The organism is Allobosea sp., assembly GCF_035999205.1.
Lineage (GTDB): Bacteria > Pseudomonadota > Alphaproteobacteria > Rhizobiales > Beijerinckiaceae > Allobosea.
Genome location: NZ_DASYHA010000019.1, coordinates 467,472 through 480,611, shown reverse-complemented (window position 1 = coordinate 480,611; position 13,140 = coordinate 467,472). Strand labels below are relative to the sequence as shown.

Annotated in this window: 11 protein-coding genes and 1 tRNA gene; 6 read left to right on the top strand and 6 right to left on the bottom strand. The window is 68.2% G+C overall.

Going from position 1 to position 13,140, the window contains the following annotated elements; genetic code table 11:
- Window positions 1-54: 54 nt before the first annotated feature.
- Together VGN82_RS10370 and VGN82_RS10365 are read right to left on the bottom strand one after the other, a co-directional pair.
- Window positions 55-129 (bottom strand) — tRNA-Glu (locus VGN82_RS10370).
- Between the two features lie 146 nt (window positions 130-275).
- The gene (locus VGN82_RS10365; RefSeq protein ID WP_327526922.1) at window positions 276-1,385 is read right to left on the bottom strand and encodes an alkene reductase; all 1,110 of its coding nucleotides are present in this window, start codon (window positions 1,383-1,385) and stop codon (window positions 276-278) included.
- A 233-nt stretch (window positions 1,386-1,618) separates the two neighbouring features.
- On the opposite strand from VGN82_RS10365, the gene VGN82_RS10360 reads away from it, so the two are divergent.
- The 6 genes from VGN82_RS10360 to VGN82_RS10335 all read left to right on the top strand — a co-directional run bounded on the left by VGN82_RS10360 (window position 1,619) and on the right by VGN82_RS10335 (window position 8,126).
- A complete protein-coding gene (locus tag VGN82_RS10360) occupies window positions 1,619-2,389 on the top strand; it encodes a ComF family protein (RefSeq protein WP_327526921.1) in 771 nt (256 codons plus the stop codon).
- 68 nt (window positions 2,390-2,457) lie between these two features.
- Window positions 2,458-2,715 carry a glutaredoxin 3 gene (gene grxC, locus VGN82_RS10355; protein ID WP_327526920.1) on the top strand — a complete coding sequence of 86 codons (258 nt, stop codon included), beginning with the start codon at window positions 2,458-2,460 and terminating at the stop codon, window positions 2,713-2,715.
- A 97-nt stretch (window positions 2,716-2,812) separates the two neighbouring features.
- On the top strand, window positions 2,813-3,319 hold the full coding sequence (locus tag VGN82_RS10350) for a DUF1178 family protein (protein WP_327526919.1): 507 nt from the start codon (window positions 2,813-2,815) through the stop codon (window positions 3,317-3,319).
- A gap of 19 nt (window positions 3,320-3,338) precedes the next feature.
- Window positions 3,339-4,232, top strand: a complete 894-nt coding sequence (locus VGN82_RS10345; RefSeq protein ID WP_327526918.1) for an aldose 1-epimerase family protein — start codon at window positions 3,339-3,341, stop codon at window positions 4,230-4,232.
- A 109-nt stretch (window positions 4,233-4,341) separates the two neighbouring features.
- Window positions 4,342-6,369, top strand: a complete 2,028-nt coding sequence (locus VGN82_RS10340; protein WP_327526917.1) for a protein meaA — start codon at window positions 4,342-4,344, stop codon at window positions 6,367-6,369.
- Window positions 6,370-6,509: 140 nt separating this feature from the next.
- Window positions 6,510-8,126 (top strand): AMP-binding protein, encoded by a 1,617-nt coding sequence (locus tag VGN82_RS10335; RefSeq protein WP_327526973.1) that lies wholly within the window; start codon window positions 6,510-6,512, stop codon window positions 8,124-8,126.
- Here the strand turns inward: VGN82_RS10335 and VGN82_RS10330 are convergent.
- The 4 genes from VGN82_RS10330 to VGN82_RS10315 all read right to left on the bottom strand — a co-directional run bounded on the left by VGN82_RS10330 (window position 8,095) and on the right by VGN82_RS10315 (window position 13,067).
- On the bottom strand, window positions 8,095-9,255 hold the full coding sequence (locus VGN82_RS10330) for a GNAT family N-acetyltransferase (RefSeq protein ID WP_327526916.1): 1,161 nt from the start codon (window positions 9,253-9,255) through the stop codon (window positions 8,095-8,097). The two genes, VGN82_RS10335 and VGN82_RS10330, sit on opposite strands and share 32 nt — an antisense overlap.
- A gap of 149 nt (window positions 9,256-9,404) precedes the next feature.
- Window positions 9,405-10,538 carry a CobW family GTP-binding protein gene (locus tag VGN82_RS10325; protein WP_327526972.1) on the bottom strand — a complete coding sequence of 378 codons (1,134 nt, stop codon included), beginning with the start codon at window positions 10,536-10,538 and terminating at the stop codon, window positions 9,405-9,407.
- A 17-nt stretch (window positions 10,539-10,555) separates the two neighbouring features.
- Complete coding sequence (locus VGN82_RS10320) at window positions 10,556-11,458, bottom strand: DMT family transporter (protein ID WP_327526915.1); 903 nt, start codon at window positions 11,456-11,458, stop codon at window positions 10,556-10,558.
- 10 nt (window positions 11,459-11,468) lie between these two features.
- Window positions 11,469-13,067, bottom strand: coding sequence for a D-alanyl-D-alanine carboxypeptidase family protein (locus tag VGN82_RS10315; protein WP_327526914.1), 1,599 nt, complete (start codon window positions 13,065-13,067; stop codon window positions 11,469-11,471).
- Window positions 13,068-13,140: the final 73 nt, after the last annotated feature.

Genomic DNA, 13,140 nt, shown 5'->3' with positions numbered 1-13,140 from the left:
GCAACCCGGCTGCGGACGGCTAAGGCATTGTTTTCTGGTGGGTTGCAGGCGCGATGGCGCTCCCATGGGGAATCGAACCCCAGTTTTCGCCGTGAGAGGGCGACGTCCTGACCGCTAGACGATGGGAGCAGCGCGGCAAGGGCTGCTGTTTAATCGGGCTTCGGCCGCACCGCAACTGCTTTTTGCGCGATCGCAGCAAGTTTCCACACGGGCGCGTCGATGACGCGTCCGTGGTCGTTCCAATCCAGTGCGCGCCTGGACGAGCTCAGCGACGTTCAAGCCGCGGCGTCGGCGAGCGCCGGATAGTCGGTATAGCCCTTGGCGTCGCCGCCATAGAAGGTCTCCACCACCGGCGTGTTCAACGGCGCGTTCCGTCGCAGCCGTTCGACCAGATCGGGATTGGCGATGAACAGGCGGCCGAAGGCGATGGCGTCGGCCTCGCCATTTTCGATGGTCTCGATCGCCAGTTCGCGGGTGAAGCCGTTATTGGCGATGTAGGCGCCCTTGAAGGCGCGGCGCAGCGCGCCATAGTCGAAGGGCAGGTAGTCGCGCGCCTCGCGTGTCGCCCCCTCGACGACATGGATGAAGGCGATGCCGGCCTCGCTGAGCTTCGTCACCAGATGCGTGAAGAGCGCCTGCGGATCGGAATCGCGGGCATCATTGGCGGGGCTCACCGGCGAGATCCGGATACCGACGCGGCCCTTCGGGAAGACCCTGGAGACGGCCTCCACCACCTCCAGCGCGAAGCGGACGCGGTTCTCGATCGAGCCGCCATAGGCATCGGTGCGCGTGTTGGAATCGTCGCGCAGGAACTGGTCGATCAGATAGCCATGGGCGCCATGCAGCTCGATGCCGTCGAATCCGGCCGCCTTGGCGTTCTCGGCCGCCGTGACGAAGTCGGCGATGATCGCCGGGATCTCCTCCAGCGCCAGTTCGCGCGGCGGCGAGACCGAGGCGAAGCCGCTCTCGATATAGGTCTTGGTGTTGGCGACGCGGGCCGAGGGGGAAACCGGGGCCTGTCCGGCCGGCTGGAGCGAGACATGGCTGACGCGGCCGACATGCCAGAGCTGGGCGACGATCTTGCCGCCTTCGGCATGGACGGCATCCGTGATCGCCTTCCAGCCGGCGACCTGTTCGGCCGTGTACATGCCGGGCGTCCAGACATAGCCCTGGCCCTGCTGCGAAACCTGCGTCCCTTCGGTGATGATCAGGCCGGCACCCGCACGCTGGCGATAATACTCGACATTGAGCGCATTGGGGGCATCATTGCCGCGGGTGGCGCGGTTGCGCGTCAGCGGCGCCATGACGATGCGGTTTCTGACGGCGATGTCGCCGATGCTGAACGGCGTGAACAGCGCCGGGACAGTCGGATCTGAGTGGCTCATGGGATTGTCCTTGGAAACGCCAGACCGGATGGTAAGCGGGACCGTTGCCACGGTCGCCGCAGCGACAGGCGCTGCGTGCCGCGGGTTCGTCCGCTCCCTATGTGGGTGCCGCAATGCGGTATGACAGGGTGACCGACACCGCGACCGCAAAACAAGACCAATCGACCGCTCAGGCCGATGCTCCAGAGATCAATGACCATCCTGCAGCGGCGCCATCGAGAAAAACCTTCTCCATGCACCTCGCATGGAGTCCCGTCCGACATGGCACCGCGCTGCTTCGCGCCGGCCTGCGTGGCGCCATCGGCATCGTCTATCCGCCCTCCTGCATCGCCTGCCAGGCCGCCACCGGCGAGGCGCAGGCGCTCTGCCCGACCTGCTGGGGCGATATCGGCTTCATCGAACGGCCCTATTGCGAGCGGCTGGGGACGCCGTTTGCGGTCGATCTCGGCGAGGGGCTGGTCTCGCCCGCCGCGATCGCCGACCCACCGGTCTTCGCCCGGGCGCGCGCCGTCTGCCGCTTCGACGGCACGGCACGCGAACTGGTTCATCGCCTGAAATACGGCGACCGCACCGATTTGGCCCTGACGCTTGGGCGCATGATGACGCAGAGCGGTCGCGAGCTCCTGCCCGACGCCGATCTGGTCGTGCCGGTGCCGCTGCATCGCACAAGGTTGTGGACCCGACGCTTCAACCAGGCGGCCGCGCTGGCGCAAACTGTGTCGCGACAATCCGGCCTGCCGTACGCGCCGCTCGCCCTGACGCGCGTCAAGCGCACGCGCCAGCAGGTCGGGCTGACACGGACACAGCGTGCCGAGAACCTACAGGGAGCCTTCAAGGTGGCGCCAAGCGCCAGACCGCAGATCGAAGGCCGCCGCATCCTGCTGGTCGACGACGTGCTGACCACCGGCTCGACCGCCAATGCCGCCGCCCGCGCCCTGCTTCGCGCCGGCGCCAGCGCGGTCGACATCCTCACCTTCGCCAGGGTCGTCACGGACGGGGCGTGACGCGACCCGTGACGAACCCGCATCGACGCACTACATTGGGATGCACTGCAACAGCGCCGGATGCCTCGATGCCTGCCGTCACCATCTACACGACCGCCTGGTGCCCCTACTGCATCGCCGCGAAATCGCTGCTGACCAAGAAGGGCGTTGCCTTCGACGAGATCGCCGTCGACGGCAAGCCCGAGTTGCGCCAGGCGATGACGGCGCGCGCCGGCGGACGGACCTCGGTGCCGCAGATCTTCATCGGCGAGACCCATGTCGGCGGCTCCGACGACATCCATGCGCTCGACGCCCGCGGCGAGCTCGACAAGCTGCTGGCCGCGTGAGCCGCAGCGTCTGCCTCGCGCTTGCGCAGGCAGGGCGGGCGCCTATCTCTTCTGCCAGGGGTCTCGCGGCGCATGCCTGCCGCATGGTTGAGTTGACATGATCCGTTACGCTTTGGTCTGCGACAACGCCCACGAATTCGAAAGCTGGTTCGCCAGCTCGGCGAGCTTCGAGGACCAGGCCAAACGCGGCCTGGTCTCCTGCCCGCTTTGTGACAGCAAGCATGTCGACCGCGCCATCATGGCACCCAACGTCGCCCGCACCGATCGCGATTCACGCCCCATCGAGATGGAGACGCAGGCATCGGCTGTGACAGCCCCAGCCGCGGCGGCAGCACCCGCCGTGCCGGCGCCGGCTGCTCCCACCGCGCTGATGGGCGAAAACGAGATCGCGCTGCGCCAGATGCTGACGGCGCTTCACAAGCACGTCGCCGAGAACGCCGAGCACGTCGGCCCGCGCTTTGCCGACGAAGCGCTGAAGATCCATCATGGCGAGAGCGACAGCCGGCCGATCTATGGCGAGGCGACTCCCGACGATGCCCGCATGCTGCATGAGGAAGGCGTCGAGTTCATGCCATTGCCGCGTCTGCCCGGCGCCGGGAATTGACGCATCGACCCGGTCCGGCATGGAAGGCGCCCAAGCGATGATCAAGCTCGGCAATGACTGGTTGACCATCGCGATCGCGGAACTCGGCGCCGAGCTGCAATCCGTCACCGATGCGCGGGGCCGGGACTGGCTCTGGAATGGCGATGCTTCGATCTGGGCCGGCCGCTCGCCCTTGCTCTTTCCCGTTATCGGCAAGCATCCCGACGGCAAGGTGCTGATCGACGGCCAGCGTTACCCGATCAAGAGCCACGGCGTCGCCCGCACCAGCTTGTTCGCGCCGATCGTGCAGGACGGCACCTCCTGCACGCTGCGCCTCACCGACACGGACGAGACGCGGCAGGCCTATCCCTTCGCATTCGCGCTCGACATGACCTACAGGCTCGACGGCGCGGCACTGACCATGACCGCCCGCATCTCCAACACCGGCGACAAGGCCATGCCCTTCTGCTTCGGCTATCATCCGGCCTTGCTCTGGCCGCTGCCGGACGCGCAAGACCGGCCTCATCGCATCCGCCTCGGCAATGGCGCGAGTCCTGCGCATCTGCGTCTCGGAGCCGACGGCCAGCGCGCTCCGGCCCTTCACCCCTCAGTCTTCGTCGATGGCGTGCTGACGCTCGACCACGCGCTGTTCGTCGAGGATGCTCTGATCATTCCCGAGGGAACCGGCGGTCACCTCTGGTACGGCGCCGACGGCCTGCCGGGTGTTGCGGTCGACTTCCCCGGCATGCCGCATCTCGGCATCTGGACCAAGCCGAACGGCCCCTACATCTGCATCGAGCCCTGGCACGGGCTGCCTTCGCCCTCGGACCCGGACGAGCCGCTCGAGCGCAGAGCCGGCGTGATCAAGCTCGCGCCGGGAGCGGCCAAGGAGTTGCCGATGACGCTGACATTCGGCATCCCCTGTAGCGGCTGAAGCCCGTTCAGGCGCTCATCCGAAGGTCTCAAGCGACTTCGCCGCCCCTCTGGCGTTATTCTCGCCGCAGTGCAACATTGAGATTGCTCTGAAAAGAGGGTGGAACGGCATGAACGCGATCGACCCCGCCAGCGGCAGGCGCGACCAACCCGCGCAGCGCGACAAGTCGGCAACTCGCGACAAGCCCTGGATCTTCCGGACCTATGCCGGACATTCCGATGCCTCGGAATCGAACCGGCTCTATCGCACCAACCTCGCCAAGGGGCAGACCGGGCTCTCCGTCGCCTTCGACCTGCCGACGCAGACCGGCTACGACCCCGACCATGTCCTCTCGCGCGGCGAGGTCGGCAAGGTTGGCGTGCCCATTTCCCATCTCGGCGACATGCGGGCGCTGTTCGAGCAGATCCCGCTCGCCCAGATGAACACCTCGATGACGATCAATGCTACGGCAGCCTGGCTGCTCTCGCTCTACATCGCCGTCGCCGACGAGCAGGGTGCCGATCGCAGGGCCCTTCAGGGCACCACGCAGAACGACCTCGTCAAGGAATACCTGTCGCGCGGGACCTATGTCTTTCCGCCGCGCCCCTCGATGAGGCTGACCACCGACATCGTCGTGTTCACGGCCCGCGAGCTGCCGAAGTGGAACCCGACCAATGTCTGCTCCTACCATCTGCAGGAGGCCGGCGCCTCCCCGGTGCAGGAGCTGTCATTCGCATTGGCGACGGCTATCGCGCTGCTGGATTCGATCCGCGCCCGGCCCGAGGTCTCGGCGGAGGAGTTTCCCGAGGTCGTCGGCCGCATTTCCTTCTTCGTCAATGCCGGCATGCGCTTCGTCACCGAGCTCTGCAAGATGCGGGCATTCGTCGAACTCTGGGACGAGATCACGCTGGGCAGGTATGGCGTCGCAGACGAGGCGATGCGCCGCTTCCGCTATGGCGTGCAGGTCAATTCGCTGGGGCTGACCGAGCCGCAGCCCGAGAACAACGTCTATCGCATCCTGATCGAGATGCTGGCGGTGACGCTCTCAAAGAAAGCCCGCGCCCGCGCCGTACAGCTTCCCGCCTGGAACGAGGCACTCGGCTTGCCCCGCCCCTTCGACCAGCAATGGTCGCTGCGCATGCAGCAGGTTCTCGCCTACGAGACCGACCTGCTCGAATTCGGCGACATCTTTGACGGCTCGACCGTGATCGACGCCCGCGTTTCCGACCTCAAGGCCGCGGCCCTCGAGGAACTCGCCAAGATCGACGACATGGGCGGCGCGCTTGCCGCCGTCGAGACCGGCTACATGAAGCAGGCACTGGTCGAGAACGGCGCCCGCCGGATCGAGGCAATCGAGCGCGGCGAGCAGGTCGTGGTCGGAGTCAACAAATTCACCAGCAGCGAGCCCTCTCCGCTCTCGGCCGGCGAAGGCAACGTCGTGACGGTCCCGGACTCCGTCGAGATCGAGGCGATCGGCCGGCTCAAGGCGTGGCGCTCGGCCCGCGATGGCAGGGCGGCCGAAGCCGCGCTGGCGGAACTCGCCTCCGCGGCCAAGGAGGAGCGCAACGTCATGCCGGCCTCGATCGCCTGTGCCAAGGCCGGCGTCACCACCGGCGAATGGGCGCAGACCCTGCGCGAGATCTTCGGTGAGTACCGCGCACCGACGGGGGTCGACACCAGCAAGCTCGGCGACAATGAGGGTCTCGCCACCGTCAAGGCCGCGGTCGCCAGGGCGACCGAGAAGCTGGGACGCACGCCGCGCTTCCTCGTCGGCAAGCCGGGCCTCGACGGCCACTCCAACGGCGCCGAGCAGATCGCCGTGCGCGCCCGCGATGCCGGCATGAGCGTGAGTTACGGCGGCATCCGCCAGACGCCCGAGGAGATCGTCACGCAGGCCAAGGAGACGGCGGCCGACATCATCGGGCTCTCCATCCTGTCCGGCTCGCATCTGCCGCTGGTGCGCGACGTCACCGCGCGCCTGCGTGTCGCCGGGATGGACGTACCGGTCGTCGTCGGCGGCATCATCCCGCCCGACGACGAGAACGCGTTGCGCAACATGGGCGTCGCCGCCGTCTACACACCGAAGAACTTCGAGCTGGACGGCATCATCGCCGATGTCGCCGGGCTCGTATCGAAGGGCCACATCGAGGGCGGCTGACCAGCGCCCCCCGCGTCCTGCGTCTGGCCGAAATGCCCTCGACCCTCTGCCTGAGAAGGCTGCCCATCGCCTAGCGTCACGGTGACAGCCCCGGCTCGAGCCCCTATTTTGTCGCCTCCCTCCTGGAATACTCCCGATTGATCCTTCCCGATTTCCGTGACTACGGCAGGCTGCGCGACGCCTTCCGCTGGCAGATTCCGCAGCGCTACAACATCGCTACCGATGTCTGCGACCGCTGGGCCGCCATTGAGCCGAACCGCACCGCGATCATCGAAGTCACCAATGACTGGCGGGTGACGCCGGTCAGCTTCGGCCATCTGCGCGAACAGTCGAACCGTCTCGCGAACGCCTTGCACGTCCGCGGTGTCGGACGGGGCGACCGCATCGCCATCCTGCTGCCGCAGGGCCGCTGCGTGCTCGCCGCCCATCTCGCCGCCTACAAGCTGGGCGCGATCGCGGTGCCGCTGGCCGCCCTGTTCGGCGTCGATGCTCTGGCCTACCGGCTGGGCGATTCCGGCGCGAAGGTGCTGATGACGGACGCCGCCGGCCTCGCCAAGACCCGGCAGATCGCCGAGCCCCTGCCTGAGCTGGCCCTGACAATCTCGACCGACGGCGCCGACGGCGGCGCCCTGGGCTGGGACGCGGTGCTGGCCGACGCCAGCCGGGATTTCACCACCGTCGATACCGGCCCCGACGACCCGGCTCTGATGATCTACACATCCGGCACCACGGGGAATCCCAAGGGCGCGCTCCACGGCCATCGCGTCCTGCCCGGCCATCTGCCAGGCGTACAGATGCCGCACGAGTTCATGCCGCAGCCGGGCGACCTCGCCTGGACGCCCGCAGACTGGGCCTGGGCCGGCGGCCTGCTCAACATGCTCCTCCCGGCGCTGCATTTCGGCGTGGCGGTGGTCGCGCGGCCGGTCACGCGCTTCGAGCCGGAGGAGGCCTTCCGCCTGATGGCGGATCTCGGGATCCGCAACGCCTTCGTGCCGCCGACCGCCCTGCGGATGCTACGCAGCATCGAGCGGCCGCGCGAGCGCTTTGCTCTCGCCCTGCGCACGGTTGCCGCCGCGGGGGAAGCGCTCGGCGCCGAGACCCTGGCCTGGGGCCGCGAAGCGCTCGGCCTTTCCATCAACGAGGCCTATGGCCAGACGGAGTGCAACCTCGTGCTCGCCTCCTGCGCCGCGATCGGCGTCAGCCGGCCGGGCTGCATCGGCAAGGCCGTGCCCGGCCATGAGGTCGCGGTCATCCGCCCTGACGGCACGGTCTGCGAGGCCGGTGAGGAGGGTCAGATCGCCGTGCGCCGGCTCGATCCGGTGATGTTCCTCGGCTATTGGCAGAACCCGCAGGCCACGGCCGAGAAGTTCGTCGGCGACTGGATGAAGACCGGTGACCAGGCGGTGCAGGACGAGGACGGCTACGTCCGTTTCGTCGGCCGCGACGACGACGTCATCACCTCCTCGGGCTACCGTATCGGGCCCGGCGAGATCGAGGATTGCCTCTTGCGCCACGAAGCCGTGTCGCTCGCCGCCGTCGTCGGCAAGCCGGATGCGCTGCGCACAGAGATCGTCAAGGCCTTCGTCGTGCTGAAGCCCGGCCACGCCGGCTCGTCGGAACTCGCGGCCGAGCTTCAGGGCTTCGTGCGGCGGCGGCTCTCGGCCCATGAGTACCCGCGCGAGATCGCGTTCCGAGAGGAATTGCCGCTGACCACGACCGGCAAGATCATCCGGCGGCTCCTGCGCGCCGAGGCCTGACACCTGGAAGCCTGCGCAGCGAGCCACGCAACGCGTCGCGCGCGCGGCTGGCAAGATCGCGAGGCGTGCGGGCGGGGCCATGCGACAGGTGGAGGTCACCGAGCGACAGGCGACCGTCGCTGCTGACGGCAAAGCCGTCTGGGCCCAGGATCAGGCGCGCCGGTGCGGCCGCCTGCATCGACGCGAGCAGGATCTCGAGCGCCCTGAATGGCGCCCAGGCTTCCTCCTGCGCGCTGAGATAAAGCCAGCCGCGCGCTCCGCGGCCGAGCACGATCGCTCCGGCGATCGGCTGTTCGTCGAGCATCAGGAGCCCAATCCGACATTGCCGCACGCGGCCCAGCCCCCGCGTCATCGCCCGCAGGAAGCCGACCTCGCGCGTGTCCTGCAATGTCGCCACGCCCGCCCTTGCCCGCGACCCGGAGGCCTCCATCGCCAGGATGATCTCGACGGCGTCGCGCAAGCCCGCCTGCGTGCGCGGCTCGACCAGTTTCAGCTTGCCCTGCAGCGCAAGGGCCTCCCGCGAAGCTTCGGCCTGTCCCGGTGACCGACGGACGACGGAACCCGTGATCCTCGGGCGGAGGCTCACAGTCAGTCCCGAACGCTCGGCCCCGCCGCGCAGGGCCGTTGCCAGTTCACCGTCGAAGTCGATCGCGCGCAGGATCAACCCGCGACCATCGACCGCCAACCGGCGGCGCGGGTCCACCACCGCCTCGATGACCGCGCCGGCCTGCTGTCGGTCGAGCAGCGGAGCGCCGTTGAAGACCCGTCGATCGGCAAGGCCAGTCACTGCGTCGGGCACGAAGAAGCCGTTCCGGCGCGAGCACGGGATCAGCCCGACCAGGCGGCGGCGCGCATCGCTCGCCTCCCCCTGCCAGGCCAGGATCGCGACGACGTCCCGGAATGCGACGAGGTGCTGGGCAGCGGCCAGAGCGAAGCCCGGCTCGAGAAAGGGGTTGGGCTCAAGTGCCCGGCCGGCGAGTTGGCTCCAGGCCTCGGCAATGTCGGCGCAAGCGGCGAGCGGGCGGCTCTCGATCGTGATCGGTGCATCGGATCGTGGCGCTGGGGCGTATCCGACGCCAGCTCCGGCACTGCCTGCCGGGGCGCCCCTCAAAGCCATGATCCGGTTCATCCGAGCCTGCCTTCCTGCGCTGGACCGATCTGGTGCAAGGCTGTGCCAGACTGGCAAGCCGGGACTTCGGCACCGAGCGATCGGCAGGAAGACTTCAAGAATGGGGCCGCGTTGTCGTGCGTCGTAACGGCCTCGAGGGAGGGCCGTCGTCAGGCCGTGGCAGCCGCGCGACCGGCGCCTGATCCGGCCTGGCCAAGGAAGGCCGCCCAGAGCCGCTGGATGACGGCCTCCTCGATATCGTTGACGATGAGGACGAGGCGCGAGCGACGGTCGGCGTCCGGCCAGGCATCGAGGGTGACTGGCGGATGCAGGATCTGCTGCACCGCATGCAGCAGCAGCGGCCGGTCGGGATGTTCCGCCACCTGCACGAGCCCCTTCATGCGCAACAGCCGGGGTCCGTGAACCGAGCGCAGCAGCGTCCAGAACAGATCCACGGTCGCCTGCTGGATCGGCATGTCGGCCGTCAATGCGAAGGCCCGGATGCTGGCATCGTGCCGGTTGACGTCGTGATGCACGTGGCCATGGCCGTGATGTCCATGGTCGTGACCATGGTGATCGTGATGATGGTGGTGATCGCCGTCATGCCCGTGACCGCTGCCCGCCAGGGTCTCGCGGGCGAGCCATTGGCCAATCTCGGCCGGGCGTTGCGCGAGATCATAGAGCCCTGCGCCGAACAGCGAGCTGGCCGCCGCCTCCGGGCCGAGCAATGCGACGCCCGGGTTGAGCAGTGCCAGCCGCTGCCGCAACGGCGCGAGCTCGGCGAGGTTCGGGACAAGATCCGATTTGGTCAGCACGAGGCGGTCCGCGGCGACGACCTGCTTGCGTGCTTCCTCATGCGCATCGAGTGTCGCCATGGCATTGACCGCGTCGACCAGCGTGACCACGCCGTCGAGCCGGAAGCGCATCGCGAGATAGGGGTGGTTGATCAGCACGTTCAGGATCGGGGCCGGGTCGGCGAGGCCCGTCGTCTCGATGACGACGCGACTGAACGGGTTGATCCGGCCATTGTCGCGCCGGCGCAGCAGGTCTTCCATGGTGACGATGAGGTCGTCGCGGATCGTGCAGCACAGGCAGCCCGAATCCAGCAGGATCATGCCGTCCTCAACGCCCTGGATAAGCAGGTGATCGAGGCCGACCTCGCCGAACTCATTGACGATCACCACGGTCTGGGCGAGCGCCGGGTCTTTCAGCAGTCGATTGAGCAACGTCGTCTTGCCGGCCCCGAGAAAGCCGGTCAGCAGCGTCAGCGGTACGGGTTCGGGGCGGACCGGCGGGCTTGTCATGGTCGTCACGCTCTGCGTCAGGCCGGCGCGGGAGAGCGCCGCATCTGTTCTAATGTTACATTAGCCACGAGAGTTCCAACGACAAGGGCGCAGCCGGCATATTGCAGTGCCGAGAGCCGCTCGCCCAGTACGACAGCCGCGATCAGCACGGCGCAGACGGGCTCTGCACAGAAGGCCAGGCCAGCTGCGCCGGGCGAGATCCGCGTCAGCGCGATCACTTGCAGCAGGAAGCCGATGAGATACCCGCCGATCGTCACCGCGGCGGCGGCCGGCGCCAGCGCGAAGGCGCCAGGCGGCAAGAAGCCGCCGGTGATGGCGAGGATGAGCGCGGTCACCGGCAGGATCAGCAGATGCGACCAGAACAGCCGCGCCGATAGCGCCGTGCCCGAGAGGGCGGCTGCGGCGAAGAACTGCGTCGCGGCGGCAAGGCTGGCGCAGAGTGCCAGGACGAGACCGCGCGGATCAAGCCCATGCATGTCCGGCCCGACCACCAGCGCGACGCCGATGAAGGCGGCGCAAGCCGCCGCAAGCCTTTCGGGCCGGAACGGCGTCCGCGTGACGAAAGGCTCCGCCAGCACGATCAGCACCGGGTAGGTGAAGAACACGACCGCGGCGACCGTGACGGGCAGGAAAGCGACGGAGGAGAGATAGGCGGAGCCGACCAGCGCGCTGGTGACGCCGAACAGCAGCATGGCCGGTCGTTCTGCGCGTGGCACGATCAGCGGTGCCCGCCAGATCGCGACGGCTGCCCCCACCAGCGCGAGCATGATGAAGACGCGATAGAACACGAGCAGGGGGCCGTTGAGGCCCGCCTGGCCGGCAATCTGAGCGCTGATGATATTGGTGCCATAGGCCCCGGCGGCAGCCAGCGCCATCAGCATGCCCTGCCGACTGGCGGGAGAGCCGGGATCGGCGGTCAAGGGATCACCCTCAGGCGTCGTCGTTCGGCTTGGTGTCGTTCGGCTTGGCCTTGACCTTGGTCTTGACCGGAGGCTTGGCGAGGACCGGCTTCGCTGCCGCCTGGGCAGGCTTCTTCTCGCCAGCCTTGGCTTGCCCGGTCTGGGACTTGGCCGCTTCCGTCTTCGGTTTCACCAGGAGCGGCTTCGCAGGCGGGCGGGCCGGCGGCTTGATTGCGGCCGCCGCGCCGGGACGCAGGCTCGCGGCGGATGCGGCGCCGGGCTGGATGGCGCCCTGGAGGCGCATCGGGCCGCCGGGCTGTGAGGTCGTCTCTGGCTCGCTCGGTGCGAAGGCGGTGGTCGCTCCGGGAATGGCGCCATTGCCCGAGGCCGTGCGCCCGCGATCGGCGAACAGCCCGCCGGTCTGGGTGCCGAACAGGCCGGCCGCAACGGGCGCCGACGGCGTGACCACGGGCGCCGAGCCGCGCGCAACCTTGGTGTCGGAACCGCCCACGGCATTGGCGGCCAGCGGTGCCGAGGCCGAGCCCGGCGTGCGGCCGAACGCGACCGGAACCGGCACGGTCTGGGCACGCGGGCCGAGCGAGATCCTGCCCGAGGGAGTGCGGGTCAGCACGGAGGTGCCGGCATGGGCCGGCGCCGACGCCGTGGCGAAGCGGCCGCCATCGGATTCATTCCCACCGAGGCTGTTGGAGGCCTGCGCCGCGATCGGTCCGGAGGTATCGGCGTCATCCGCGAGAGCGACACCCCCACCCTTGCGCCGGACATCGTCGCAGATGTTGTAGGCGCGCCCGCCCTGCGCCGGCAGCGACGCCACGGAGTAGCCGCCGCCCCATTTCGAGAAGCCGTCATCGAGCAGTTGCGCCGCCTTGACCGTGCGTTCCGTGCCGGACAGCGAACCGAGCACCACCGCGATCAGGGTGCGGCCGCCGCGCGTCGCGGTCGCCACGACATTGAAGCCGGAGGCGCAGACGAAGCCGGTCTTCATGCCGCCGATGCCGGGATAGCGGCCGACGAGACCATTGGTGTTGTTGAGCACCTGCTTGCCGAGCTGGACGGCGGAGGTGTTCCAGTAATCCGAATAATCCGGGAATTCGCGCATCAGCGCCATGGCGAGGATCGCAAGGTCGCGGGCGCTGACCTGCTGGTCCGGATCGTGCCAGCCATTGGGATTGGTGAAGCGGGTGCTGGCCATGCCGAGTCGTGCGGCCTCGGCGTTCATCATGCCGACGAAGGTCTCGACATCGCCACCGACGCCCTCGGCGATCACATAGGCGATGTCGTTGGCCGACTTCACCATCATGATGCGGAGCGCGTTGTCGAGCGTAACCTCCTGCCCGGCCTTGATGTAGACCTTGACGCGCGGCTGGCTCGCCGCCCGCTTCGATGCGGGGATCGCCGTCTCCAGGCCGATGCGGCCTTCGCGAACCGCCTTCAGCGCCAGATAGGCGGTCATCATCTTTGTCGTGGAGGCCGGATGCCAGGGCTGGCCGGCGTTCTCGCTGGACAGGACCGCGCCGCTGGACGCGTCGATCACGAGGCTGGTGCCGGCGAACGCCGACCCGGTGAGGGCGAGCCCGCAGACCAGGGCTGCGGTAAAGCGGGAAGCGATCATCGGGCGGGTCTTGAACCTGTCTTACGAGGGTTGAAGGCGCAGGGTTTCAACGCGACGCATGCGGCATTTTCGA

Excerpts from the sequence above, each read along its gene's own strand:
- VGN82_RS10345 (WP_327526918.1), top strand. The coding sequence starts at position 3,339 with ATGGAAGGCGCCCAAGCGATGATCAAGCTCGGCAATGACTGGTTGACC.
- VGN82_RS10315 (WP_327526914.1), bottom strand. The coding sequence starts at position 13,067 with ATGATCGCTTCCCGCTTTACCGCAGCCCTGGTCTGCGGGCTCGCCCTC.
- VGN82_RS10340 (WP_327526917.1), top strand. The coding sequence starts at position 4,342 with ATGAACGCGATCGACCCCGCCAGCGGCAGGCGCGACCAACCCGCGCAG.
- grxC (WP_327526920.1), top strand. The coding sequence starts at position 2,458 with ATGCCTGCCGTCACCATCTACACGACCGCCTGGTGCCCCTACTGCATC.
- VGN82_RS10350 (WP_327526919.1), top strand. The coding sequence starts at position 2,813 with ATGATCCGTTACGCTTTGGTCTGCGACAACGCCCACGAATTCGAAAGC.
- VGN82_RS10365 (WP_327526922.1), bottom strand. The coding sequence starts at position 1,385 with ATGAGCCACTCAGATCCGACTGTCCCGGCGCTGTTCACGCCGTTCAGC.
- VGN82_RS10360 (WP_327526921.1), top strand. The coding sequence starts at position 1,619 with ATGCACCTCGCATGGAGTCCCGTCCGACATGGCACCGCGCTGCTTCGC.
- VGN82_RS10325 (WP_327526972.1), bottom strand. The coding sequence starts at position 10,538 with ATGACAAGCCCGCCGGTCCGCCCCGAACCCGTACCGCTGACGCTGCTG.
- VGN82_RS10330 (WP_327526916.1), bottom strand. The coding sequence starts at position 9,255 with ATGAACCGGATCATGGCTTTGAGGGGCGCCCCGGCAGGCAGTGCCGGA.